The sequence below is a fragment of the Pseudoalteromonas sp. S3178 genome, from assembly GCF_005886985.1.
In the GTDB taxonomy this organism is placed as follows: domain Bacteria; phylum Pseudomonadota; class Gammaproteobacteria; order Enterobacterales; family Alteromonadaceae; genus Pseudoalteromonas; species Pseudoalteromonas carrageenovora.
In genome coordinates this window covers 1-26,914 of sequence record NZ_PNCW01000067.1, presented here as the reverse complement: position 1 = coordinate 26,914, position 26,914 = coordinate 1, and the positions used below count along the sequence as shown (strand labels likewise).

23 protein-coding genes are annotated in these 26,914 nt (G+C 39.0%); 11 read left to right on the top strand and 12 right to left on the bottom strand.

The window, feature by feature from the left end; all coding sequences use genetic code 11:
• Positions 1–18: 18 nt before the first annotated feature.
• Positions 19–285: a hypothetical protein gene (locus tag CWC11_RS17330; RefSeq protein ID WP_138683682.1), complete on the bottom strand. Its 267-nt coding sequence runs from the start codon at positions 283–285 to the stop codon at positions 19–21.
• 155 nt (positions 286–440) lie between these two features.
• The gene (locus CWC11_RS17325; RefSeq protein ID WP_138683681.1) at positions 441–1,160 is read right to left on the bottom strand and encodes a hypothetical protein; all 720 of its coding nucleotides are present in this window, start codon (positions 1,158–1,160) and stop codon (positions 441–443) included.
• 353 nt (positions 1,161–1,513) lie between these two features.
• On the opposite strand from CWC11_RS17325, the gene CWC11_RS17320 reads away from it, so the two are divergent.
• Positions 1,514–1,861: a hypothetical protein gene (locus tag CWC11_RS17320; RefSeq protein WP_138683680.1), complete on the top strand. Its 348-nt coding sequence runs from the start codon at positions 1,514–1,516 to the stop codon at positions 1,859–1,861.
• Between the two features lie 156 nt (positions 1,862–2,017).
• Here CWC11_RS17320 and CWC11_RS17315 read toward each other — a convergent pair whose 3' ends face one another.
• Positions 2,018–3,394, bottom strand: coding sequence for an NAD-dependent succinate-semialdehyde dehydrogenase (locus tag CWC11_RS17315; protein WP_138683679.1), 1,377 nt, complete (start codon positions 3,392–3,394; stop codon positions 2,018–2,020).
• 216 nt (positions 3,395–3,610) lie between these two features.
• The gene (locus CWC11_RS17310; RefSeq protein WP_138683678.1) at positions 3,611–4,126 is read right to left on the bottom strand and encodes an NUDIX hydrolase; all 516 of its coding nucleotides are present in this window, start codon (positions 4,124–4,126) and stop codon (positions 3,611–3,613) included.
• 238 nt (positions 4,127–4,364) lie between these two features.
• On the opposite strand from CWC11_RS17310, the gene CWC11_RS17305 reads away from it, so the two are divergent.
• From CWC11_RS17305 to CWC11_RS17280, 6 genes are read left to right on the top strand one after another with little or no spacing between them, the layout of a single operon-like run.
• On the top strand, positions 4,365–5,705 hold the full coding sequence (locus CWC11_RS17305) for a sigma-54-dependent transcriptional regulator (protein ID WP_131692470.1): 1,341 nt from the start codon (positions 4,365–4,367) through the stop codon (positions 5,703–5,705).
• 34 nt (positions 5,706–5,739) lie between these two features.
• On the top strand, positions 5,740–5,949 hold the full coding sequence (locus tag CWC11_RS17300; RefSeq protein ID WP_058548035.1) for a histidine kinase: 210 nt from the start codon (positions 5,740–5,742) through the stop codon (positions 5,947–5,949).
• Between the two features lie 43 nt (positions 5,950–5,992).
• Positions 5,993–7,477 carry a sensor histidine kinase gene (locus tag CWC11_RS17295; RefSeq protein WP_138683677.1) on the top strand — a complete coding sequence of 495 codons (1,485 nt, stop codon included), beginning with the start codon at positions 5,993–5,995 and terminating at the stop codon, positions 7,475–7,477.
• Positions 7,478–7,939: a response regulator gene (locus CWC11_RS17290; RefSeq protein WP_138683676.1), complete on the top strand. Its 462-nt coding sequence runs from the start codon at positions 7,478–7,480 to the stop codon at positions 7,937–7,939.
• Positions 7,940–7,950: 11 nt separating this feature from the next.
• Entirely contained in the window at positions 7,951–9,921 is a 1,971-nt protein-coding gene (locus tag CWC11_RS17285; protein WP_138683675.1) for an ATP-binding response regulator, read from the top strand.
• A gap of 15 nt (positions 9,922–9,936) precedes the next feature.
• On the top strand, positions 9,937–10,551 hold the full coding sequence (locus CWC11_RS17280) for a fumarylacetoacetate hydrolase family protein (protein WP_138683674.1): 615 nt from the start codon (positions 9,937–9,939) through the stop codon (positions 10,549–10,551).
• Here CWC11_RS17280 and CWC11_RS17275 read toward each other — a convergent pair.
• The 3 genes from CWC11_RS17275 to CWC11_RS17265 form a co-directional block, all read right to left on the bottom strand.
• The gene (locus CWC11_RS17275; RefSeq protein WP_249330761.1) at positions 10,496–11,431 is read right to left on the bottom strand and encodes an ABC transporter substrate-binding protein; all 936 of its coding nucleotides are present in this window, start codon (positions 11,429–11,431) and stop codon (positions 10,496–10,498) included. The genes CWC11_RS17280 and CWC11_RS17275 overlap by 56 nt on opposite strands.
• 130 nt (positions 11,432–11,561) lie before the next feature.
• Complete coding sequence (locus CWC11_RS17270; RefSeq protein ID WP_138683673.1) at positions 11,562–12,614, bottom strand: aldo/keto reductase; 1,053 nt, start codon at positions 12,612–12,614, stop codon at positions 11,562–11,564.
• A 14-nt stretch (positions 12,615–12,628) separates the two neighbouring features.
• The gene (locus CWC11_RS17265) at positions 12,629–13,063 is read right to left on the bottom strand and encodes an acyl-CoA thioesterase (protein ID WP_138683672.1); all 435 of its coding nucleotides are present in this window, start codon (positions 13,061–13,063) and stop codon (positions 12,629–12,631) included.
• A 400-nt stretch (positions 13,064–13,463) separates the two neighbouring features.
• Here CWC11_RS17265 and dinB point away from each other — a divergent pair, with 400 nt between their 5' ends.
• Both dinB and CWC11_RS17255 read left to right on the top strand, forming a co-directional pair.
• Complete coding sequence (gene dinB, locus CWC11_RS17260; protein ID WP_138683671.1) at positions 13,464–14,516, top strand: DNA polymerase IV; 1,053 nt, start codon at positions 13,464–13,466, stop codon at positions 14,514–14,516.
• Positions 14,517–14,638: 122 nt separating this feature from the next.
• Complete coding sequence (locus CWC11_RS17255; protein WP_138683670.1) at positions 14,639–16,174, top strand: M17 family metallopeptidase; 1,536 nt, start codon at positions 14,639–14,641, stop codon at positions 16,172–16,174.
• Positions 16,175–16,391: 217 nt separating this feature from the next.
• On the opposite strand, the gene CWC11_RS17250 is transcribed toward CWC11_RS17255, so the two are convergent.
• Entirely contained in the window at positions 16,392–18,029 is a 1,638-nt protein-coding gene (locus CWC11_RS17250) for a methyl-accepting chemotaxis protein (RefSeq protein WP_138683669.1), read from the bottom strand.
• Positions 18,030–18,172: 143 nt separating this feature from the next.
• A complete protein-coding gene (locus CWC11_RS17245; RefSeq protein WP_138683668.1) occupies positions 18,173–20,398 on the bottom strand; it encodes a S9 family peptidase in 2,226 nt (741 codons plus the stop codon).
• Between the two features lie 112 nt (positions 20,399–20,510).
• On the opposite strand from CWC11_RS17245, the gene CWC11_RS17240 reads away from it, so the two are divergent.
• Positions 20,511–20,915, top strand: coding sequence for an HIT domain-containing protein (locus tag CWC11_RS17240; protein ID WP_138683667.1), 405 nt, complete (start codon positions 20,511–20,513; stop codon positions 20,913–20,915).
• Positions 20,916–20,947: 32 nt separating this feature from the next.
• On the opposite strand, the gene CWC11_RS17235 is transcribed toward CWC11_RS17240, so the two are convergent.
• Positions 20,948–22,648, bottom strand: coding sequence for a DUF8614 domain-containing protein (locus tag CWC11_RS17235; RefSeq protein WP_138683666.1), 1,701 nt, complete (start codon positions 22,646–22,648; stop codon positions 20,948–20,950).
• Positions 22,649–22,943: 295 nt separating this feature from the next.
• On the opposite strand from CWC11_RS17235, the gene CWC11_RS17230 reads away from it, so the two are divergent.
• Positions 22,944–23,783, top strand: coding sequence for an HDOD domain-containing protein (locus CWC11_RS17230; RefSeq protein ID WP_138683665.1), 840 nt, complete (start codon positions 22,944–22,946; stop codon positions 23,781–23,783).
• Positions 23,784–23,842: 59 nt separating this feature from the next.
• Here CWC11_RS17230 and rdgC read toward each other — a convergent pair whose 3' ends face one another.
• Both rdgC and CWC11_RS17220 read right to left on the bottom strand, forming a co-directional pair.
• Positions 23,843–24,760 (bottom strand): recombination-associated protein RdgC, encoded by a 918-nt coding sequence (gene rdgC / locus CWC11_RS17225; RefSeq protein ID WP_138683664.1) that lies wholly within the window; start codon positions 24,758–24,760, stop codon positions 23,843–23,845.
• Between the two features lie 107 nt (positions 24,761–24,867).
• Entirely contained in the window at positions 24,868–26,634 is a 1,767-nt protein-coding gene (locus CWC11_RS17220) for a sensor histidine kinase (protein ID WP_138683683.1), read from the bottom strand.
• Between the last annotated feature and the right edge of the window lie 280 nt (positions 26,635–26,914).

The following is a 26,914-nucleotide window of genomic DNA, read 5'->3' as shown; positions in this document are numbered from 1 at the left end:
TGACACCATAGTCACTTGTTAGGTGCGCCTTTGGTAAATATGTAATAACTCTTGAATCTTAGTGATGCCGCTCAATAGGTTTTTACATTCTATATGTTCAAGTGGGCTTTCCCAGTCATTATTTTTAACAACGAAAATTGTCCACTTTTTATTTTTACCGTAATAGCCTAAATCAACCAATAGTGTTTGATCAGTACTTTTGAAACAAAGTATATCTTCAGTAAGCATTACCTCTGACTCATCAAATGTATCTTTATCCATTTCAAGAATGGAATCACCATCCATGAATACTGTCCAAAAGTTTGAATTAAACTCGATCATTCGGTGCACCTAATGCCAAGCTCACCTGCAAATATTGCGGAGAGCGTTTTTGTGTAAAATGGAGCTACGCGACATACACAAAAACGAGCGTAGCAATATTTGTCAGGTGCAGCTTATTGTTAGGCAATTGAAACAATTTCATTTATCGAAGTTAAGGTACCACAATTAATTAGGCGGCCTTTTTCGTCTAGCACCTTACCATTTCGTGCCCAAGATTTAACACCCTCTTCATTCCATTCATACTCTAGAAATGGAAACTCTACAGCCTGCTTTAGTTCAAAATCATTGCCATCTAGTAGTCGCGCTTTCATTAAAACTTTCGTATTTTCTGAGTTTCGTATTTCGAAACACTTGTATTCTAGAAGCCCTCTAAATAGGCCAGAAAAGAATTCACCTGTATCCATTTCAATACCTACAATAGGTCTAGCTTGCTCTTCTCCGATTCTGATTTGATAAATATGCAACTTGAACATCTGGTCGGAGAAAAACCTCAATTTCTTTTCCAGAAGATCTAGAATCATCCAGCCACTTACTTTCTGTTCATATTCCTTGCTTTCAAATTCGAGCTTTAAGTTTAAATCAGCCTTAATATTCTGGGCGTGTATCAACTTATGGCATTGAGCACATAAAAGAATGCACTTATCTAGCTCATTCAGCTGCTCTGTACAAATATTACGTCGTATCAGCGCACTATAATTCTTGGCCTTTTTTCTCTCATCAACATGATGAAACTCAGTCATCCTATTGAACGTGCCCCAGCGAGCTAACATCTCACTCACACTTAACCCGCATGCAGAGCACTTGTTTCCTTTGTACTTGAGCTGAATTTCTTTTGACATACTTCAACTCCTGCCTAACATTTTAATAGTGCGCTCATCGCGCATATTTCTGCATTATATAGTTTTAACAAATAACCTAAGGTATTACTATCACTAAGTTTTCTAGAGTTTTTAGATAAAGTTAAATTAACCAATATGCGCTCAGCGCTCATTTTCATGAATATATGCGCAAAGAGCAGCCTTACCAATCAATTCACGACGATATTTGGCCAAACTCAATGACCGGTTATCGCTCATTATTGCCTGTCAGGTTAAGTCTAGTGAAATAGATTGCATTGCATAGTTAAAGTTTTTATATTGTTCGGCAATATTTTACTTGGTGCTAATGAAGCACTGCGTGCAAAGGAAAGCATGTGAATTATAAAAAAATGTACTACCCAGTTAAGGCGCTTGCTGCCTTATCTTTAGTTGCAGTTGCAATCAAGTACTGGATGCCAACGGAGATTGGCTTTGCGTTTATGCTATTACCTTATTTGGTTTTGTATTTTTTAGCGAACGCTAATAACTACCAAAATAAACGACTCTTTCTTATCAGAATTATAGCTGCATTATTTACTATTATTTTAGCGCCAGTTCTCATTTTTGGCATTGAAGCTGACCCTCAGGCCGGAATAGGTATTATGTTTTTGCTGGTGATGCAGCTAACTGCAATTAGTGCCTCAGAATTTATTATATTATTTTTTAATGTTGATAATGATTAAGAAGAAACATGCATATTTTCAGCTATTAGTATTTAGTTTCGTGGGGTTTGGTCTTAGTAAGGGGTGAGCTCTGCTGTAATCTAATTTTAAAGAAAAAAAACCTAAAAGCGGTTACCCACTTTTAGGTTTTTTTATGTATTGGTATTTAAAGCTAAATTAGCTATTAATCATAATACATTTGATATTCACAAATTCGCGCATACCAAAGCCGCCGTGCTCTCGGCCGTAGCCACTTTCTTTAACACCACCAAACGGTAGGTTTGGCTGTGCTAAACCATAACCGTTAATGTTGATCATACCTGTGTCAAAGTGCTTTTTAGCCAGTTCAATAGCTTTTTTCTCATCTTTAGAGAAAATACCGCCGCCTAAACCATAGCGAGAGTCGTTGGCAATGCGCATGGCATCGTCGTTATCTTTTGCTTTAATTAGCGAGGCTACTGGGCCAAATAATTCGTCATCGTAAGCAGGCATGCCAGGTGCTAGGTTATCAAGCAGAGTAGGTGGGTAGTAATAACCCGTTTGCGAAGGTACTTCGCCACCAGTAATTACATTTGCACCGGCCTTAACCGATTGCATTACTTGGTCATGAATTTTGTCACGTAAATCTTCACGTGCCATTGGGCCTAGGTCTGTATCATCAGCCATTGGGTCGCCCATTTTTAACGCTTCAAATTGCTCTTTAATTTGGGCTTTAAAGTCATCGTAAAGTGATTCAACTACAACAAAACGTTTTGCTGATACACAGGTTTCACCGTTGTTGATCATACGCCCTGTTACACAGGTTTTAACGGCAAGCTCTAAATCGGCATCATCCAGTACTAAGTAAGCATCGTTACTACCTAGCTCTAGTACTGTTTTTTTAACGTGTTTACCAGCTTCTTCGGCTACTTTTTTACCCGTGCCATCACTACCAGTAAAGGTTACGCCGCTAATTGCTTTGTGCGAAATAAGTGAGCTGGCTGTTTTGCCATCAATAAGTAAATTGCTAAAACAATGCTCAGGAAAACCGGCTTGTTTAAATAGTGTTTCGATTTTTTCGGCCATGCCAAAAACGTTACCCGCATGCTTAAGTACGGTCGTGTTACCGGCCATAATGTTAGCTGCGCTGTAACGAATAACTTGATAAAGCGGGAAGTTCCAAGGTTGAATACCTAATAATACGCCCGTTGGTTGATAGCTAATAATTGCACGGCCGCCGTCCATGTCGCGCTCTTCATCTGCAAGTACTTGAGGGCCATGCTCTGCTGTATAACGACAAATGCCAGCGCACAGTTCAACCTCTTGAAAGCCTTGCTCGTACACTTTACCCATTTCTTCGGTCATTAGTTTAGCGATGGCTTCTTTTTGCTCTTCAAAAAGTGATGCTAATTTATTTAAATGCTTAGCACGTTCGGTAAATGAGGTTAAACGCCATTTTAAATATGTTTCGTGAGATTTTTCGATTGCCTGCTCTGCCTCTTCTTGAGAAAGCAGTGTGTAGGTTTCAATGGTTTGCTCAGTTGCGGGATTGATCGTCTTAACTGTGTTACTCATTTCTATCTCCTTACAAATTAGTTATTTGTAAGGGTGCAAGGGCAAAGCCAGTTTTTGTGTTTTTAAAGTTAAGTAGGTATGCATCTGATTGTATTGATATTATTTTAAATTTAAAGTGCTAACTTAAGCTTTAACTACGAAAATCAAAAAATAAATGCAGTAAAATATTCTGGGGGCTGCAAAATTTACAACACCCATGGAGATAATTATTAAAAGCTAAAGTAGATCGCAAGCTATACGCTTAAGTAAAAAAGTTTCTCTTAATATAGAAAGCCCTTGTTTGTCGCTATTGGCAAGTGTGCGCTCGTTATGGGCAATGGCTTCGTTAATATCAACCCATTTAGTGCTCATACCATTTTGTTGCTCATAATGTTCTAGTTGGGCTTTACCAAGTTCGTCGGCAATATTGCATACATAGCAGTACGATTTTATATGAATAATATCAAAGTCGTCTTTATACCAAGGGCGATATTCTTCGTATAAGCCAAAAGGTTTAATAACCTGTATGTTTTGTGCTCCGGTTTCTTCATTAAGCTCTCTTATTAAGCCTTGTTCAATACTTTCACCTTCATCAACGCCACCACCGGGCAAGCTGTAATCTTCATAGCGTGCTGTATACATAAGTAATATTTTATTATTTTTAATAACAATGGCACGTGCTGTTAAACGGGTAAATGAGGTACCTTGGTTAATATTAATACCAGGATGAACCAAGGTTTTTAATTGCTGCATTTCGTCTCCTTTTTTTAGAGCTTAATGATAACAGTTGCTATAATTATATAAATACAAACGATTTTAATTGTTTTTTTAGAATTAAATGTGATCGTTTTTTTTCAGCCAGCGTAAATATTAAGTTGGTATAATAAATCGTTGAATTACTAAGTTAAAAATTTGATGAAAGCAAATTCGCGTTACCCTTTAAATTAATGGTTAGGGTGCGTAGAATAATAAAAAAGCATAGGGATTTATCATGTTGAACATACTTTTAGTTGATGACGATATAGAATTTAGTGACGTCGTTTGCCACATAGTCGAATTCCTCGGCCATAATATTAATACTGCAACGAGTTTAAAAGAAGCACATCAGTGGTTTGAAAATAATACCTTTGATCATGTGTTACTTGATTTTATGCTGCCAGATGGCAGTGGCCTGCACTTACTTGATCATTTAAAAATGATTGGCCAAGATCCAAAAATTACACTTATATCTGGGCACCCATCAGTAAAAGGTATTTTAGCTGATATGTGTGAGCCCAATATTGGCCATTTATTAAAACCATTACAGCGCGAAGACTTAGAACTTGTATTAAACGGTCCTAAAAAAGCACCTAAAAAAGCAAAACAAAGTGGTATTACACGTCACTTTGGTGGCTTAATTGGCGAGTCTGAGCCAATGCAACAGCTTTACAACATGATTGAACGTGTAGCTAAAACTAACGCTAATGTAATGCTTATGGGCGAAAGTGGCGCAGGTAAAGAAGTGGTTGCTCAGGCTATTCATAATGCGAGCCAATGCGAAGGCCCTTTAGTTGCAAGTAACTGTGGCGCACTTTCTAAAGAGCTAATTGGTAGTGAACTGTTTGGTCATGAAAAAGGCGCATTTACGGGTGCAATTGCACGCAAAGAAGGCGTATTTGAGCAATCAAACAATGGTACTTTATTTTTAGATGAAGTGACCGAAATGCCTATTGATATGCAGCCTAATTTATTACGCGTACTTGAGACTAAAAAGGTAACACGTGTAGGCGGTAACCGAGAAATACCTACAAATTGTCGTGTTATATCGGCAACTAACCGTACACTTACTGATTTGGCGCAAAATAATGTAATACGCGAAGATATTTACTTTAGGCTTGCTGTATTCCCTATAGATATTCCGCCACTGCGAGAGCGCAAAGAAGACGTTCCTCTTTTAGCTAAAGCCTTTTTAGAGCAATTAAATGACGAAAATGGCACTTCATTTAGCTGGACTGCTGCGCAGTTAAAAGAGCTGCAAAGTTATGAGTGGCCTGGTAACGTGCGCGAGCTTCGCCATGCGATACACCGCGCTTTTATAATGAGCGATCCGCAAACAAGCGAGATTACTTTGCCGGCTAATTTAGAGTCGCCTTTTTCACGCGTGAATACGCAAACAGAAGATAAGCAAGTATCGGCAGGGCAAACTATTGAAGAGGTTGAAAAAGAACTGATTCATGCAACGCTTGATAAGGTACAAGGCAATAAAACCCTTGCTGCGCAAATGTTAGGAATAAGTACTAAAACACTTTATAACCGTTTAAACGCCTATGGCGGTATTGGAGAATATAAATAACCCTAAATTTTAGTTAGTAGGTTTAAGGAAAAGCATGACATCAGAAAAGCAAACAGAGCCATTAAACAAATTAGTGCACGATGCAAGAGCACCGCTTAACCGTATATCAATGAATGCAGAGCTTATTAAACTCGTGCTTGAAAACGATATGCCAAAGCAAAAAGCGCTTGAAGCACTTGATAAAATTATTGCTAACTGCCAAGACTGCAGTAACAGTTTACAAAAAATTTCTGACTCTCAATAATGATAATATTAACCAGTTTTATAATGTGGGAAGCTAACGTTAAATGATCAAGCAAAAACAGCAAGGCAAGGCTAATGTAACCTGGGCAGCGTTTATTGTTGTAGTGCTAAGTATTATTGTTGGTAATGCATTTTTAGCACTTAATACCATACAAGGTTTAACTCAAACGCAAAAAAGCTTAGATAATACTAATATGCTTACAACTGCTATTGAGCAATTGCATTTGTCTATTGTACAAGCTGAGTCGGGCCAGCGAGGGTACTTATTAACAGAAGAAGATGATTATTTAGTACCTTATTATGATGCGGTTAATCAGCTCCAAGCGCAAACTGATCATGTTAAATCATTACACTCTGAAATTGACGGTCAAGCTGAGCGTATAGCTGAGCTATTATTACTCACCGAATCTAAAATTGCTGAGTTAAAACAAACCGTAAAGCTTGCAACTAACGATAAAGAAAGACGTGCACTTTATGTATTAAATACTCATAAAGGGCGTAAACTGTATAAGCAAATTCGCGCTAAAGTAAATGATATTCAAGACCGCGAATTACTTTTTAAAGTTAGCCATTTTTCTAAGCTTGCTAAAATTAAAAACGAGGCAAAAATTACGTTTGCTATTACCGCTATTACCAGTGCTTTACTTATCATTGGTATGTTTGTAATGACCCGACTTAATTTAAGAAATGCTGCGCAGTATCGTGTCGATCTTGAAAAGCAAAACGAAACTTTAGCGAGTAAAGTTTCAGAGCGTACTCAAGAGCTTACTTTGTATTCTGACGAGCTAAGTCGCTCTAACCGAGAGCTTGAAGAGTTTGCGTTTGTAGCGAGTCACGACTTGCAAGAGCCGCTTCGTAAAATTCAGGCATTTAGTGACCGCCTAGAAACCATGTTTAAAGATGAGCTAGGTGAAAAAGGTATAGACTACATTGGGCGAATGAAAAATGCAGCGCAGCGTATGTCTAACCTTATTAACGATTTACTTGAGTTTTCTCGTGTAACAACGCGCGGCAAAGACTTTGACGATACTGACTTAAACGATGTGGTTGCAGATATTTTAAGTGATTTAGAAATTGCGATTAATGAAAGTAACGCGCAAGTAAATGTTGATAAACTACCTGTAATTCAGGCCGATAAAAGCCAGATGCAACAGTTGTTTTTAAACTTACTTTCTAACGCGGTTAAATTTAGAAAAGCAGGCACAACACCTCGTATAGATATTACCTATGAAGATGTAAATGAGTTTAGTGAAGAGCTAAATGTTGATGCTCAATGGCAGGTAGTAACAATTAAAGATAATGGCATAGGCTTCTCGCAAGAATATGCAGATAAAATATTTGTACCATTTCAGCGTCTCCATGGGCGCTCTGAGTACAAAGGCACAGGGATAGGGCTTTCGGTATGTAGGCGTATAGTTGAGCGTCATGGTGGTGTTATACACGCTCAAAGCATAGAGGGTGAAGGTGCAACCTTTACTATAAAATTACCAGTGGAAGCATCGCTTTTCACTTTGCAAGGAGAGGCGTAAATGCCGTATTCAAAAGTAAAACCAATCACCATATTAATGGCAGACGATGATGAAGATGATCGCTTGTTAACACAAGATGCGCTTGCAGAGAGCCGCGTTTTAAACGAACTTCATTTTGTAGAAGATGGCGTAGAGCTATTAGAGTACTTAGAGCGCCGTGGTAAGTTTGAAGATAAAACAACATCGCCGCGTCCTGGTTTAATTCTACTTGATTTAAATATGCCAAGAATGGATGGCAGAGAAGCGCTTGAAGCTATCAAGGCTAACCCTAACTTAAAAGGTATTCCTGTTGTAATTTTAACGACGTCTAAGCAAGAAGAAGACATGGTTAAAGGTTACAACTTAGGTGCTGCATCTTATATTACTAAGCCTGTAACGTTTGATGGCTTAGTTGATTTGATGAAAACATTAGGAAAGTACTGGGTAGAGTTTGTAGAGCTACCATCAACATTTAACGATTAAAGGGAGATTCTATGTTAGATAAAGTGACTAAGCTGCTGCTAGTTGAAGACGATGAAGATGATTACATACTCACCTGCGACTATTTACAACAATTAGATTCACATACGTTTAATGTAGAATGGATAAGCTCTCCAGAGCAAGCAATTGAAAAGCTCAGTAAAAATGAGCATGATATTTGTTTACTCGACTATCGCTTAGGTGCATCTAACGGCCTAAGCGTTTTAAAAAAAGCGATAGCCAACGGCTTTAGCGGCCCTATTATTATGTTAACGGGGCAATCAAACGATGAGTTAGACTCAGCTGCGCTTGATGCGGGCGCCGTTGACTACTTAATAAAAACAGAAATGAGCTCGAGCCGATTTGCGCGTGCTATACGTTATGCTTTAGCGCGTAAAGATGTAGAAGGTGAGCGAGTTGAGCGTTTAAAAGCGGAAGCTGAAAACCGCTCAAAAGATAGATTTTTAGCACATTTAAGCCACGAACTACGTACTCCGCTTTCTTCAATTTTAGGTTACACCGAACTGTTACTTCAAAGTGACTTTAGCCACCAAGCCGAAAACGAATTAGGTGTTATTTATCGAAATGGTAAACACTTATTAAGTTTATTAAACGACGTACTCGATTTATCAAAAATAGCTGCCGACAAGCTAGAGCTTACTTTAAGCGAAGTAAATTTAGACAGCATGCTTGCAGATGTGTACACATTAATGCGGGTATCGGTGCTTGATAAAGGCCTTACTTTACGCTTTGAATCCCAAGAGCCTCTCCCGTTAGTTGCCAAGCTTGATGCAACGCGTGTGCGCCAAATACTCATTAACTTAATTAATAACGCGGTTAAATTTACCGATAAAGGCGAAATTGTTGTTAAAGCCTGGACTCAATGGGTTAATGATACCGAAATGCTATTTTTTAGCATTAAAGACTCTGGCATGGGCATAGCACCAGAAAAACAAGAGCTTATTTTTAAACCTTTTGAACAAATAGCCGATGTTGAATCTCGCTCTGTTGGGGGCGCAGGTTTAGGTTTAGCTATATGTGCTGAGCTACTAAACAGAATGCACGGGCGAATAGACTTACACTCAGAAGTGGGTAAAGGCTCAACGTTTACTATTTCGGTTTATCCGGGTGATATTAGTGGGGTAGAACGCCAAACGCTTAATTTTAGTAGCGCACCGCAGTTACAAAGTAAATCTGCACCCTGTAAAGTACATGGCCGCGTGTTAGTTGTTGATGACTTGCGTGACTTACGCATGCTCGTGGGCCATATGATAAGCACCTGTGGTGCACGTGTAGATTATGCAGAACACGGCCAGCAAGCGCTTGAAAAAGTACGTATAGCTGATGCGTACAAAGCGCCATACGATATTATTTTTATTGATATCCATATGCCAGTAATGGGTGGTAAAGAAGCCACAATCGAACTTAGAAAAATGGGCTACAAAGGCCCTATTATTGCGCTTACAGCGGCTACTATGAAGGGCATTCATGAAGAACTTGCAGCGCTTGGTTTTAACGATGTAATACCAAAACCCGTAGATAGCAGCGCGTTATATCAATGCTTACAGGATTATTTAATTGCTCCTGAGTGTGCGCCACAGGCTAAAAATATTGCGTCAGATAAAGTGCTAACAGAGAAAAAGCAACGCTTTTTACTTGTTGAAGATGACCATGATGCAGCACAAATCACACAACTTTTACTAGAAAGCTTGGGGGTTGAAACCGTAATTGCCTCAAGTTGCGCACAATGTTTGCAAATTCTCAATCATGACCAACAATTCAACAAAGTATTGCTTGATATGCATTTACCCGATGGTCGAGGTGTTGATTTAGGGCAGCAAATTAATGAGCGTTATCCTGAGTTAAGGCTGGTTATTGTAAGTGGTGCAGAGCCGGATCCTAAACAGATCAAAGATTTAAATATAGATCGCGTTTTACTAAAACCTATTAACTTGAGCTTGTTAGAAACACTAATTAGCTCATAATTGAGATGTTATTATATGCATTTAATAAAGTTATTATCTGAAGAATTTACACCATCCAAAGTAGTGTGTGTTGGCCGTAACTATACCGCACACATTGCAGAATTAAACAACGAAACACCCGATCAAATGGTGTTGTTTAACAAACCAAATAGTGCAATTACAGGCACTCTTTTATCTGCTCATAATAACGATACTCTTCATTATGAAACCGAGCTTTGCTTTGTTATTAAAAATAAAAAAATTGCAGGCGTAGGGCTAGGCCTAGATTTAACTAAGCGTACAGTACAAAGTAAGTTAAAAAATAAAGGGCTGCCATGGGAGCGGGCAAAAGCATTTGACAGCTCTGTTATTTTTACTGACTTTGTTGAGCTTAGTGATGCAGCGCAGCATTTTACTTTTGAGCTTAAAATTAACGATAAGGTAATTCAGCAAGGTGATACTCACTTTATGTTGCACAAGCCTGAGCAAATACTTACAGAGATAAGCGAATTTATGAGCTTAGAAGATGGCGATATTATTATGACTGGTACGCCATCGGGTGTGGGTGAGGTTAAGTGTGGGAATACATTTACGGTTAGTCTTTACTCAAATGAGAAGTGCTTGCTAACTCAGCAGTGGGTTGCTCAGTAATAGGCAACACTTGTTGCTTAAAGTGGGAGTTGAACTCAGGAAAGCTCTGTTTAAGCCAAAGCTGTTGGCTTTGCTGGTACTTTTCACTATTGAGCACTTTGCTTTTTAGTGCTTTATTTATTTTGTTTATTGCTTGCACTGCAAAATTGTTAGGCGCGTTGGCTGCGCACCCCACAGCGCCTAATACGTACTCTCGGCTATCTTCTTCAATTGCTAAGCTCACAATGTTTTTAAATTTACTGTGCTTAACAAAGTAATCACTCATAAATGGATAGTCGATAGAGTAATCTAAAAAGCCGTGGCTCAAGCGCGATATAACTGCTTGGCTTTCGTTCTCGCTACTCCAACTTAAAGATGCTTGGTGATGAACTGTGGTATTTTCAATAATAGTATTTATTTTGTCTGTGTACTTTCTTGCGGCCGCTTGTCCATAAACATAAGACGGATCTGCAAGTAAGTTTACTAGTTTAATAGGTGAGCCGTGTTTATTACTAAGCTCTGGTGCTAATTCTTTAGTGGTAATAATATTAAACGGAGGGTAAACCGTTGTAGGTGTAGAATAGTTAAATAAGTGATTATTTACTTTTTTATGAATAACACACGGGAAACAAATGTTTTGCCCCTCGTTTAAGTACTTATTAATTCGCTTTTGAGGAACAATTAAGCGAGTGTGTTTTACATCACCAATCTCATTAATTAATTGCTCGGTTAAATTATCACAAATTCCGCCTTGAGGTGCGTCTTCGTTTTTAGCTATGTGAAAAGGTGGCGTGTAACTTTGCAACCAAATGATTTCTTTTATTGGGGTATTTTCTTCAGCCCAAGTAGACGCACTCAAACAGCTAAATACGCTAATAAATAAAAAAGATTTTTTCAGCATAACTCATTAAGTATTAATTTGTTAACGGTGAACTAAGTATAGTTAGAGAGTGTTTTTCAGCAAATTTTCTTATAAAAAAAGCAGTATAAAAATACTGCTTTAATACGCTTCTATTTTATATCAGCGTGCTTTAGTAAGGCATTGGGTAGTCTTTAAATATAGTCGCTATATCATCAAGTAATTCACTACTAAGTGTAATGTTAAATGCATCTATATCTTCTTTGAGCTGAGCCATGCTTGTAGCGCCAATAATAGATGAAGTAACGCCATCCACTTGGTTACACCATGCAAGGGCAAGCTGGGCGGGCGTTATATTGTTAGCATGAGCTAAATCAACATATTGCTGCGTCGCTTTTTGAGCATTGGCTGTGTCTCTAAAAATGCCATTACGTTGCATGAAAGTCCAACGCGAGCCTTCTGGGCGAGCGCCGTTTAAGTATTTACCTGTTAACATGCCTGCCGCAAGTGGCGACCAAGGCAAATAAGCAATATCTTCGTGTATACATTGCTCAATTAAATAAGGCCAATCTTTGGCATGCGCTAAGCTAAATTCGTTTTGAATAGACACCATGCGCGGTAAATTATGCTCTTTAGCTAAACCTATAAACTGGCTAATACCCCATGGCGTATCGTCTGATAACCCACAGTGCTTAATTTTACCTGCTTTAACACACTCGTTAAGGCCTTCTAAAATATCCAACATACTGGCTTGGTGTTGCTCAGTATTTACATCGCTAAAGGTTAGTTTGCCAGGCCACTGCCTACCAAAATGTGGAGTAGAGCGATTAGGCCAATGTAATTGGTATAAATCTATATAATCGGTTTGCAGGCGTTTAAGTGAGTTATCAACGGCTTCTATTACTGCGCTGCGGGTTATATCGCTGCCATCACGCACCCACGATAACCCATTACCCGCTATTTTTGTCGCAAGTACAATATCGCCACGCTTTTGTGTATTTCGGCTAAGCCAATCACCAATAATTTCTTCGGTTTTTCCGTAAGTTTCAGGTGAAGGTGGCACGGCATACATTTCGGCGGTATCAATAAAGTTAACGCCTTGCTCGAGTGCGTAAGCTATTTGCTCATCAGCATCGCTTTGGGTATTTTGTTTACCCCATGTCATGCTACCTAAGCATACTCTTGAAACATCAACGCCGCTGCTGCCTAACGGATTGTATTGCATTTAAAATCCTTAAATTATGTAAGATCTTGAGAGTGGCTAATTAAGGCCGATAATAATGGCTCTGAAATAGCGGCTTTTTGCCCTGTTTTAAAGTCGAACATTACAACCAAAGAAGACCCTGTAGTTGTAACGGTTTGTTGAGCATGACTAAATACTGAATAATTCATTAAAAAACGATCCGTTTTTATATCTGAAATAGTAATACCAACAGTTAATGTGTCTGGAAAAGTAACAGGGCGTTTGTAGCGAATATTGTTCTCGCTTATTACCGGACCAATACCGCCCGGTTTTATTGTATCAAACAGGTTTATTTTATTTAAAAAGTCGATGCGAGCAATTTCAAAATAACGTAAGTACACTACGTTGTTAACGTGCTGCAGTGCATCCATGTCAGCCCAAGCTACTGTAATGTCAGTATGGATAGGGTGTTTATCTTTGAACCTTTGCATGTACTTATACTCTTAGTTTTAAATGAGTTAGGTTATCAATATGGTGTATTTAGCTCAAGGTAATTAATTTTATGTTTTTTATAAGATGATTGTACCTATTTAAATTTTAGGTCTACAGTTTAATTACACAGACACAGCACACACGAGAACACACATGCAAAATATAATTAATTGGGCATTAGCCAGTTTAGTTTTTATAGCGTCTTTTGCTTGCTACGCAATGGGCAATGCTTCTGGTGGTATTATACTACTGGCAGCAGGGTTTTTATTTGAGTTTGTTTTTTGGCTACATTGTTTTAAAAAACCTAAGCGTTTTAAGCAGCCATTTTAATTAATGGGACTTGCTAATTAAAAGTGATTCAATAATAATGGCTGTATAAATAAACAGTTGTTTGCGGTGATGAAAAAGTTTATTCATATCGATATGGACTGCTTTTACGCAGCGGTCGAAATGCGCGATAACCCAAAGCTTGCCAATGTGCCTTTAGCCATCGGCGGCAATAGTCGCCGAGGCGTGCTTTCTACAGCAAACTATATAGCCAGAGAGTACGGCGTACGCTCTGCTATGTCTAACTACCACGCTAAACAGTTATGCCCAGACCTAGTAATAGTGCCTGGGCGTATGTCTGTTTACAAAGATATTTCTAGTCAAATTCGCGCTGTATTTAAGCGCTATACCGATTTAATAGAACCTCTTTCGCTTGATGAAGCCTACCTAGATGTAACCAACAGCACAGCATGTAAAGGCAGTGCAACGTTAATTGCCCAGCAAATTAGAGCCGATATTTATAACGATACCGGCCTTACAGCCTCTGCAGGTGTGGCGCCCATTAAATTTATTGCCAAAATAGCCAGTGATGAAAATAAACCCAATGGCCAGTTTGTGGTTTTACCTGATGAAGTGGATGCGTTTTTAAATAACCTACCGCTTGGTAAAATCCCTGGAGTAGGGAAAGTGACTCTAGAAAAACTTAATTTGAAAGGGCTATATACAGGTAAAGACGTACGCGAAAAAGGCGTAAATTGGATGCAGCAACATGTAGGTAATTTTGGGGTATCGCTTTATCAAAAATGCGCGGGTGAATATATTGGGGTTGTATCTACAGAGCGAGTACGTAAATCATTAAGTGTGGAGCACACTTATGAATACAATAAAAATAGTTTACAGGAATGTTTAGAACAACTGCCTAAATTATTAGAGGAGCTGACTACTCGCCTTAATAAGCAGCAGCTACAAAACAGAATTAATAAACTGAGTGTAAAAGTGAAGTTTGCAAATTTTGTGGTGACCAGTGCCGATCAGGCACATCATCAGCTAAATACTGATATTTTTACTGAGCTGTTAAGTAAAGCGTACCAGCGAGGCATGCAACAACCTGTACGCCTGTTAGGGATTGGGGTGGGCGTAAAAAATGAGCCTAATTTAAATCTACAATTGAGTATTCTCGATTAGCGTGCACTTTTTACTGTAACACCAAGTTGCCAGAGCAAAATTTGCTTATCGCAGCTGGCTGGTTTTGTGTTTTTATATCGACGATAATAGCCTCCTTATGTTTAATAACAGGAGCTTTACTTATGGCATATCCTCAAGCAATCGCTGCACCTACACTAAGTGCTAGCCTTGATTCTTCTTCTCACGATGCACTTATTATTATTAGTGATGACTTTTCTCAGTTAGCCAATAATTCACTAAGCGATGCTATAAACGCGCAAGCTAAAGTAGACTCTCGTATTGGCAAGCAAGTTACCTTTTTAGTTATTGAAAATACACGCGTTATTCTTGCGCCAACAGGCCCACTAAACCGAGATTACGACGATGTTCGCCGCTATTTTGATGCCGCTAAACTAGCTATAAATGAAGCGAAAGCGTCGGGGAGTGTCAGCCCTGCTATTTACTTACCAAACTTGCATACTGATGAACGTTACCAAAATGCGCTAGAAGTTGCTTATTTAGGTGCATGCCAAGCTTTATGGCAACCACTTGAAGCCCGTGAATATCACGGCGAAGGCATTGAGCCAATTACTCAAATTGGTTTAATTGACGCAAGTGAGGAAACGGTTAAGGCTGTAAATGCAATTGCGGCAGGGCAATATGCCGCACGTGATTTATGTGGTACTGAACCAGAGCGTATGGCGCCTCCTCGTTTTGCAGATTACTGCGTGGAGCTTTTTAAAGGCTCAAACGTAAGTGTTGATGTTGTTGACGACATAGACTTAATTGATAAAAACTATCCAATGCTAAGTACGGTTGCACGTGCATCGTATGCAGTAGAGCGCCACCACCCTCGCGTTGTTAAGCTTGAATACGTGCCTGAGGGCGAAGTTACCCGCACGCTTATGTTTGTAGGTAAAGGTTTAGTATACGACACAGGCGGTGCAGATTTAAAAGTAGGCGGTTACATGGCAGGTATGAGCCGTGATAAAGGCGGTGCTGCGTCAGTTGCTGGCTTTATGAAATCGGTTGCTGATTATCAGCCTAAAGGCGTTAAAGTTATTTCGTACTTAGCCGTTGTGCGTAACTCTATTGGCTCAGATTGTTTTGTACCAGATGAAATAATTACTAGCCGTGAAGGCGTACGTGTACGCATAGGTAACACCGATGCAGAAGGGCGTTTAGCAATGGGTGACCTACTTAGCGAAATGAAAGATTTGGCTAAAACAGAAGTTAATCCAACGTTATTTACGGTAGCAACATTAACGGGTCATGCGGCACGTGCAATGGGTCCTTACGGAGCTTATGTAGAAAACGGGCCTGCACGCAGTGCTAATACATCACGTCAAATTGCTGACCTTGGTGACTTATGGGCTGATGGCGCAGAGGTTTCGCGCTCTCGTCGTGAAGACTACGACTTTATAAAACCGCGCACGCTAGCTGATGATGTTTTATCAAGTAATAATGCGGCTTCTGCGGTTACAGCCCGTGGCCATCAGTTCCCTATGGCATTTTTAGCTGTTGTTGGCGGGCTTGATAAACACGGTAACGACTCAGCTCAGCCACTGCCTTATGTGCATATGGATATTGCCGGTAGCGGTGTTGAAGGAGGCGATTGGCAGCACGGTAAGCCTACCGCTGCATCAGTAACAAGCTTATTTGCACGCTACTGTATGTAATACCAATCCGCAATAATACTTAATCATTTTTCGGGGCTAAACGTGTCGCTATCTGTGTTAAAAAATTCTCATTTAGAACAACTAAATAGCAAATTTTTTGCCTAGCTATCAACACGTTTTTCCATCCTAAAAATAGATCACTTAATTAAGCGAAATGGTATAAGCTAAAAACGCATATGTAATAAAAAGCCCTGATAATTCAGGGCTTTTTTTTGAATTATTTTAATTTAAAGCGATTAACCACACTCGAAAGCCCTTGGCTACTTTGTTTAAGATTGTCGCTGGCATCAGTAAGCTGCTTGGTATTATTGAGTGATTGCTCGGTTGATTGAGATAGCTCGTTAATACGCAAATTAACTTCGTCGGCAGCTTGTGTTTGCTGCTCTGTGGCTCGCGCTATTTGGCTGTTCATTTCAGTAATAATTGACACAAGCCTTTCAATTTCACTAAGCGATGTATTAGCAGATGAAGCCTGTTCAACGGTAGAAACCGAAAGCGCTTGGCTTGACTTAACAGCCTCAACAGCGGCTTTTGCCCCTTCTTGCAATTTAGTGATCATAGCTTGAATTTCGTCAGTACTTTGCCCTGTACGACTCGCTAGTGTGCGTACTTCATCGGCTACAACAGCAAAGCCTCTGCCGTGCTCACCGGCTCGAGCTGCTTCTATTGCAGCGTTAAGCGCTAGTAAATTAGTTTGCTCCGATATACTTCTAATCACATCAAGTACTGAGCCTATATTATTGCTCTCGTTGGCCAAATCTTCAGTGACTTGGCTTACCGTTTCTATATTGCTAGAAAGTGTTTTTATGGCGGTAATGGTGTTTTCAACCACGCTTTTACCTGTTGATGCATTGCATGCGGCATCATTGGCAGCTTGTTCTGCTGCCTCGGCATTACGACTTACATCGTGGATTTGATGAGTCATTTGCTCCATTGCAGCAGCAACTTGTGTGGAGCTGTCGTTTTGTAGCTCGATAAACGAATGGCTAGTTTTGCTAGAGTCGTCAACGGTATAGGCATGCTTATTTACATCATCGGCACTTTGAGACACATGAACCAACGACTCTCGCATTTTTAACACAAATAAATTAAATGAACGCGACAGCTCTGAAATTTCATCATTACCCGATTCGTTAAGCGTACGGGTTAAATCACCTTCGCCTTGGGAAATATCTTTCATCATATCGGCAGCTAGGCGAGTAGGGGTTAAGATGCTCTTACCTATAAAGTAGCTGAGGATTATAACTGCAATAATCATTATTAATGCGCTAAAAAGTATAAGGTTACGCTGCTCGCTAAATGCTTCGTCAATCGAATCAAGGTAAACACCTGAACCAATAATCCATTGCCACTGATTAAACCCTTTTACAAACGCTATTTTATCTACAGGTTGTTCTTTACCAGGCTTTGGCCATTTGTAAGGAATAAAGCCTTCGCGGTTTTGTTTAACAATATTAACCATATCTACAAATAGCGCTTTGCCGTCGGGGTCTTTGTTATTGGTTAAGTCTTTACCTTCAAGCGCCGGTTTTATAGGGTGCATTACCATTATTGGTTGGTAGTTGTTTATCCAAAAATAATTAGTTTTTTCGTAGCGTAGGGCCCTTACAGCCTCAAGAGCTTGGGTTTGAGCTTGCTCTTGCGTGAGGGTGTTGTTTTTCTCAAGTGCATAGTAATGTTCAATAACACTGTATGCGGTTTCTACTACATTTTGGGTTTTTAGATATTGCTCGTTTTTGAGTGAGCTATATTGATGAGTTAGGCTAGATATACTCAGTACTATTAGGCCAAATACAACAATGGCTATTAACAGTGAAAAACGCTGGAATATACTAAAACTACGTAAATTAGGCATACTTTTATCCTCAATAAGTGTGCGCATTAGCGCATAGAATAAGCGTAGCTAAAAAGGGCGTTTAATCTAGGCTTAATAACCTATTAAGACAAAAAAAAGGCTGATATTTCAATCAGCCTTTGGTCTATTTTTAAATGGTTTAATTATTTAACATCAAAATGACGATTAAAGAAATTAGTAATGGTTTGATGCAAATGCGTTTGCACTTGTTTACCACGAAGGCTGTGTTTAGAGCCCGGGTAAGTCATCATCTCAAACTGTTTTTCGTTATCTTGAAGTTGTTTAAATAACTTAGTGGCGTGGGTAAATAACACGTTGTCATCGGCCATACCGTGGTAAATCATTAATGGGCCTTTTAAGCCATCTGCGTATGGGAACACAGCGCTGTCTTCGTAGCCTTTTGCGTTCGTGTTTGGATTACCTAAGTAACGCTCAGTGTAGTGGGTATCGTACAATGCCCAATCAGTTACTGGTGCTCCCGATACGCCTGCTTGAAAGTAATCGCCCGCTTTAAACATTGTCATTAATGCCATGTAGCCGCCGTAGCTGTGGCCATAAATACCAATACGCTGTGGATCTACGTAATCAAGGGAGCGTAAAAATTCTACGCCCTTAATTTGGTCGGCAACTTCTACTACGCCTAAGTTTTTATAAATAGCATCTTCAAACTTTTTGCCGCGATTGTAAGAACCTCGGTTATCAAGCTGAAAAATAACGTAGCCTTGTTGCGCCATATATTGAAAATACAAATTTTTACTACGCCAGCTATTGGTAACGCGTTGTGCGTGCGGCCCACCGTAAACATTAACAATAACAGGGTGTTTTTTGCCATCACTTACATTACTTGGCTTAAATAAACGGTAATGCATTACTTGGCCATCTTGTGCTTTAATTGTGCCGTATTCTGGTGTTGTTAAATCACTTAAGTAAGGCGTAAGCGGGTGGTTACTATCGAGCTTGTTTTCTTCAAGCCAAGTAATAAAGTCGCCGTTTACTTTACGAAGAGCGGCTGAGTTTGGCGTATTATCAGATGAACTATTATCGATAAAAGTTTTACTATCTTTTGCCATTACAACACTGTGGTACTTACCTTTTTCGGTAATACGCTTTGCATCGCCTTTTTTAAATAAAGGGGCGCTGTATAAATGGCTTTCAAGCGGTGTATCTTTACGTCCTGCAAAGTACACAATACCTTTTTTCTCATCAATACCTTTTAAGCTATCAACAGCCCAATCGCCAGAGGTAATTTGGCGAACAAGTTGGCCGTTAGTACGGTATAAGTAAAGATGTTTAAAACCATCGCGCTCAGATGCCCATACAAAATGCTTTTTGTCTTTTAAAAACTCAAGGTCAAAGTGTAGGTTTATCCATGTGTCGCTATTTTCGCTAAGTGCTACTTTTTGTGTTTTAGTTTCGCTGTTATAAAAGCGAAGCTCTAAATCATGCTGAGAGCGGTTTTGCCACTGATAAGAAAGCGTAGTGCTGTCTTTTAGCCATTTAGCGCGGGCAATGTAAATATCTTCATTTTTGCCTAAATCAATCCAATCAACTTTTTGGTCGTTAAGTTTAACTACGCCTAGCTGGATCTTAACGTTATCTGTGCCTGTAAACGGGTAGCGCTGATTAAATAGTTTTACTTCATCTGCGTAAATTTCGTTACGAATTGCTTCTTTTACAGGGGTTTCGTCAACACGTGTATAAGCTATTTTAGACTCATCGCCTGACCACCAGTAACCCGTCATACGGCTCATTTCTTCTTGCGCTACAAACTCGGCCATGCCGTTTTTAATAACGCCGCCACCGTCTTTACTTAGCTGTATTTCTTTTCCAGAATCAAGCTCTAAAGCGTAAAGGTTTTGCTCACGAATAAACGATACATAATTACCTTTAGGTGAAAAACGCGCATCGGTTTCAAACGTTTCTGTGTTTGTTAATTTTTTACTTTTACCTGAAGCGAGCTCGAAATAATACAAGTCACCATTGAGTGGAAATAAAAGTGCTTTACCGTCTTTAGACCATTTATATTCTAAAATACCTTTACCAAAAATACGCTGGCGTTCGCGGCGTGCTTTCTCTTCATCTGAAAGGTTTTCTGGGCCTGAAAATAACTTAGCAGAATCAACAAGTACACGATTAGTGTTGTCTTTTAAGTTGTATTCCCATAAATCATAACGGTTGTAGTCATCGTTTTTACCTTGTAAGTAAGTTACGCGGCTGCCGTCAGGTGAAAATTTAAGTTGTACTGGTGACTTCCCCGAAAGGCTCGGATCGTCAAAAATACGTTCTAATGATAATGGTTTTGCTTGAACACTAACGGCGCCAACCATTAATGGCAGTGCCAGTGAGAGGTATTTTATTTTTTTTAGCACAAGGTTGCCTTAGCTTATTATAAATATTGTTTTGAATGGTAAAGCCAAGCGTGTGCAACTGCAACTAAATGCTATAAAGTGTCATTTATTAAAGATAAAGTAGGACATTACAATGACTAACCCTAAATTTGAACTTGCCCCTGAGCTTAAGCGCGACTGTATAGAACTTGCCGACTGGCCACTGTGTAAAGTGCTTTTATTAAACGATAGCCAGTATCCGTGGTTTGTATTAGTGCCAAGGCAGGCAAACTTAAAAGAGATAATTGATTTATCTGAGGATGATCAAATTGTGTATTTAAAAGAGTCAGCCAAGTTAAGTAAGTTATTAATGGATGTGTTTAGCCCGGATAAACTAAACGTAGCGGCGTTAGGTAATGTAGTACCGCAATTACATATTCATCATATTGCACGTTTTACGACTGATGCTGCTTGGCCTGCGCCAATTTGGGGTAAGCACCCGGCAGTGCCATATACAGAACCACAAATTGCAGAGCTAAAAAAAGCGCTGCAGTTATAAACTACAGCGCTAGTAATGTATTACGTGTTGGGTTAGTTAAGGCCTAACACGTCTTTACCTTGTTTAAAGGTTACATCTACAGGGATATTAGCTTGGCTTAGCTTTTCTAGGTCTTTAGCAAGCTCTTCTTTAATATCGCCATGTGTTGCGATTAGTTGATCTACTTTTTCGTAATCGCCATCACCTTGTAAAGTTAAAATTAGGCGAGATAATTTAGCCATTGCTACGCCCATTTTTTCCATGTTTACGCGGTATAAACCTTCGTCATTTTTAGAAAATGCGCCTTCTTGTGCAAAGAAGTTAAAGCGGATCATATTGGCTTTACCATGTGCACTTGATGCGCCAAAACGTACAGAGCGGAAAATACCAGCCATAAACGTAGTGTAGTAATCCTCTAGTGTACCTTCGGTAATTTCGCCTTTTTTGAGTAACTGCTCAACCATGTATAAACCTAAAATATCGGCTTTACCTTCTTCAAGTGCACTTGCGTGTTCTTGTAATGATTGGCGAACGGTTCCTTTACCTGTAAGCGTGTTTTTAATACCTAAACCATGTGCCACTTCATGGAACATAGTATTGGCAAAAAAGGCGTTAAAGGTAATGTGTTTGCGTTGCTCTGGCACAATTAGCTGCTCAGAGATTGGCACTAAAATTTTATCAAACTTAGCGCGCATTGCGTTTTTAAGTTGCAGGCGACGAGTGCCTTTTTCAAGCTGAACTTGCTCATCGTTTGGTAAGTTAATCGCAATGGTTTTACTACCTGCATTAGAGTGGCCTGCGTAGTAAACAACATCGTAAGCATTTAAATCGGCATCCGAACCAGGTACTTCTTGTTTGTACTTCGCATCTACTGGTAAGTCTTTTTGAAGCTCTGGTAAAAAGGCTGCAAACTTAGCAAGGCGCTCGCTCCATTTTAAATCTTTAATTAATACGTAAGACTCATAAGCTGCGCGGTAGCCAAACAATTGATCTTCGTATGTTTCTATTGGGCCAATAACCACATCTACTGGATTATTTTTCATATCCATCCACGCAAAGTCAGACACCTGGAAATCATCTTTTTGCAGTGCGTCAGCGCGTAGATTTAAGTAATTAGCAAACTCTTTATCATCTGCAAGTTTACTTGCTTCACGTAATAGGTTGGCTGCTTTTGCAAGCTCATCAGCGTATTCTTTAGAGTAAGGTACGCTGTATAGATTACCTTGCTCGTCACGTTTAATTACTGAGTAAAGGCCTTTTTTATCCTCAACGTCAGCTTTGTTTAACTCTTCTTTAGTTATATCTGCAGGGTAAAACTGTGCACCGAGGGCTTTTTCTTTATAGCCTGATAAAAATGCTTCGTCACCATTTAAACGATCCCAAGGACCGTAGTTAATATCAGCAAATTTACGTACTTTTTCATCACTCAGTTTTGCTAAAAACGCATCTTTATTTTCACCAAAAGATTGTTTCCAAAATAATTCATCCATAATTTTAGATGCATCAATAAGCTTAGACACCATCGCTTTTTGGTTATCACTCAAATGCGAAAGATCAGCCTCTAGGCTAAAGTCAGTGTAAATATCTAAACGTTGTTTATCGGTATTAATAAGCTCAGGACCTGCTTGAGCACCACTTTCTTGGGCTAGGTCTACGGCTGTGTTGTCGGTAGAAGACGGCGCTTGCTCAGAGCATGCACTAAGAAAAACAACACCTGAGAGCAAAATTGCTTGGCTAATTTTATTTAAGATCATTATCTTGCCTGTTAAAAAGTAAGTTTAATAATTTGTATAGCTATGCTTAATAGCTAAAGGTATACAAACGCTTCCTTATTGTGATTGCATTAAAGCAAAACTAAATGGTAAATAGCAAGTATTTGGCGTTGTAAGGCAGGCACATGCGCTAAAGCGTCATAAATTAAAATAAACTTCTATAATTTCCTTAACTTTATCGGTAAGTTAGACAATACTAATTTATATTACTAATACAAAAATTAACGGTCTGAATTTGCAGTTGCTTGCAGGCTAAACAAAAAGGATGGCAAGCTATATGTCTACAGAAAATGCTTTATTAACGATTCTAGTTGATAGAATAAATAACGATACGCTCGTACTGCCAACGCTTCCTGAGGTTGCAATTAAGGTTCGCCAAGCGGCGGATAACCCTGATGTAAACTTGATGCAAATGTCGGATGTTATTGCTCAAGACCCTGCGCTTTCAGCCCGTATGATAAAAGTTGCTAACAGTGCAATTATGGGACGTGCGGTAAAAGTGTCTAATTTACAGCAAGCAGTGACACGTATTGGCTTGCGCCAAATTAAAAATATTGCAACCGCAATGGCAATGGAGCAACTGTTTGTATCAAACAATGAGCTAATTAAAGGTTACATGGGTAAAGCGTGGCAAAAAACATTAACGGTTGCGAGCCACTCTATTTCACTTATGGAATTTTACTTACAAAATCAAAAGCACACGTCGTTAAATCGCGATTCAATTACACTCGCCGCACTTGTCTATAATATTGGCGTGTTACCTATTTTAACTGAAGCAGAGCGCCACCCTGAGGTTTTTGCTAACCCAAGCTTTTTAGCTCATGCAATTCAAAAGTTGAGTGGTAAAATTGGCTCATCAATTATGACTGCCTGGGAGTTTCCTAAGGAGTTTGTTGATGTTGCACAAAGCTGGGCTGATCCGACTTATAAGCCGACTCAGGTAAGTTATGTTGATTTTATTCGTGTAGGCGCTATTTTAGAAGGGACGTTACAGGTTTCTGATAAATCAGCTGCATTACAAACTTACATTGATAAGGGTGTAATACCATCAATGCAGTTGTTCTCAAGCGACGAATACAACGATATGCTAGTTGATGTAAAAGATATGTTTAGTTAAACATATCTTTTTATTGGTATTAAAAAAGCACGATTTTATCGTGCTTTTTTACGTTTTAGTTATGCTTTATCTATATCGTCGGCATCACCTAAACCGGCAGTTAACTCTTCAAGTAGTTGCTTAATTTCTTCTGATGCTAATATAAAGTCGGCATCAAGCTTAACGGCCATATCTTCTTTAGGTATGTCAGCGTTTTCTTCTTTTAAAGTTTCTGAGTAGCTTAAACGTTTAATAGAGCCATCGTTTTGTAGCATAAACTTCAGGCGTTCTTGCCAATCAAGGGCAAGCTTAGTTACACGTTTACCGCTTTCTAAATGTGACTTAACTTCATCACAAGCTAGATCATGACCTTTAAGTTTTACTTGTGCGCCGCTGTCATCGGCTTCTTCAAGTTCAGCGTCTGAGCCTATTGCAAAGCCTTCTGGAGTACTAAAGTTAGTTAGCCAGTCTGTTAAAAATACATCAAGGTCATAATTAGCAAATGCAGGTACTACAGGTAATGTACCAAGTGACTTACGAAGTAGGGCGAGTAGCTCTTCTGCTTTGTTAAAGCTGCCACTATTTACTACAACCCAACCATTTTCTTGGTCAATGAATGCAAATTGTAGGCTCGATTTTTTGAATGCCTGAGGAAGCAGTGTATGAAGGATGTTTTCTTTTAATTCGTCTTTTTCTTTCTTTTTAACAGGACGATTTTCTTCTGCTTCAATTTGATCAATTTTTTCAGCAACGAGCTCGTTTATAACCGACGCAGGTAACACTTTTTCTTCACGTTTTGCACACACTAAAATACTTTTTTGAGAAAAATGCGATAACGTTTCGCCATACTTTCCAAACGCTTTTGTCCAGCCAAATGTAGCAAGCTCTTGGCCTGTACACGGACGAAATAAGTCTTGCTCTAATGCTTTGTCAAAATCTTCTTGAGTATATGAAACGTCTTGCTTAAAGCGGTAACAAATAAGGTTACTAAACCACATAGGGGGATTGATCCATTTGAAAAATTTGTTCAATCATAGCAATAAAAACAACATCTCGAAATGGCTGATTTGTTACTGGCAAATATGGCTAAATTTAACGCACATAGTTACTCTTGATTAAACATAGAGAGGGGTTTAGCCATGTTTTTAGGGAACTGGATGTAATAACGAAGACCTTTACCTGGCTCGCTTGTGGCATCAATAGAGCCACTTAATGTTTGTTTTACTAAATTAAACATTATGTGCGTACCTAAGCCGCTACCACCTTGATCGCGCTTAGTCGTAAAAAATGGGTCAAATAACTTAGTTAATTGCTCGCTAGTAACACCGTTACCATTATCTTTGTAATCAATGGTTAAGTTAGTTTCATCACTTGTTATTTTTATATCCATAAGGCCATTTTCGTTGCCTTCAAAGCCATGGATCAGTGAATTCATTATTAGGTTGGTAAAAATTTGACTTATAGCACCTGCAGGTAAGTTAAGCACTAAATCATCTGGGCATTGTAGGTTAATTGTGTGGGATGTTTTTTTAAGTTTAGGATGCAGCGAGCGAATTACTTCGTTAACGTAATCTTTAAAGTTGATGGTTCTTATTGCCTCACTGGCTTGATCAACCGCAATTTGTTTAAAGCTGGCAATTAGCTCAGACGCTCTATCAAGGTTTGTAGTGAGTAGGCTAGTACTTTGTTTAGCTTCATTAATAAACTCCTCAAGCGCTTTTGGTGAGAGTTTCTTATCGGTATAGGCGCTTTCGAGTTTATTTAAACGTTCTTGTAAAAATGATATTGCAGTAACGCCAATACCAATGGGCGTATTTATATCGTGCGTTATACCAGCTACTAAACCACCTAAGGCTGCCATTTTTTCAGTGCCAACTAAACGCTCCTGAGCTAGGCTTAGCTCATCTATATAACGTTGTGATTCGCTTTGTTTGCTAATTAGCTCTTGCTCTGTGCTTCGGCGTAAATCAATTTCTTCGGTGAGAACTATTTTTTGTTTTTCAAGCTCATATTTTTGCTGCTGTAAGTCCATCATTGCTTGGCTCAAGTTAGATGTTTTACGGGCTACGTCTTGTTCTAGTTGTATATTGTGCTGATCGAGCTTTTCGTTACTAATAATAAGTTCTTTTTGGGTATGCTCTAGCTCTTTTCGGTATTGCACCACTTTGTCTATTAGGTTATTGAATGAGTGCTCCATAACTTTAAGTTCGTTATGCTCTTCTGTTTCAATTTCTATGTGTTGACCTTCTAATTCATCAAGCTCGATGTTTTCTAATTGCTCAGTGAGTTCAGCTAAAGGATCGGTCAACAGTTTTCTAAATGCCATTAAAAATAAAATAATCAAAAATGTAGTTTTGATCATCGCGTTACCAATCAAAAAGTAGATCGAAACCATAATCCGGCTAAAAACAACTTCTCGGCTGGAAAACAAAGTAACATCGCCAACTTGAGTGGCACGCCCTGAAAATTCAAAAATAAGCGGGAAGGTATAACCAAATAAGCCAGATTTAGTATCTTCCAAAATAACTTCTTCTTGAACTAATTGCTGGTTATACAATTTATGTATATCTAAAGAGCGACCCAGTTGAGAAATTATTTCGCCACTGTCGTCACGCACTATAATTCCTTCAATCATTGGGATTGCGAGTAAGCCCTCTGCCGTAGTAATTGTTTGCTTTGTATTAAGCTCCCAAATGGCACGTGTTAAGCTGCGACTAAAGGTTTTTTGTAAGGTGCTAAGTTCATCTCGAATGTAGTCTTTAGTATTGACGTATTCAGCAAGTACTTGGCCACAAGTCACCACAAAGGTAAGCAAAAAATAGACTGATAAAACATTAGTCAGCAACTTCTTAGAAAGGCTTTTTTGTAACATGAGTGACGTGTTCATCCTTTGTTATTTTTATAACGTTTTGAGAGTAATTTAAAAGTTAGTCAATAAACGCCTAAAAATAAATAAAAAAGTTAAAATTTAATAAGATAAACAGGCTCTAGTGAAGTATTAATGTATTTAAGCTAAGCTTTTGCAGTAACTTATTACTAGGGCGTTTTGACCTTTCGTGGGTGAATTTGCAGCAGTATGTTTGGTTTTTAGGCAAGGCAGAGTCTATGCAGTGTGGTTATTCCCCATAAATAGGCGATAACGCAGCATAAAT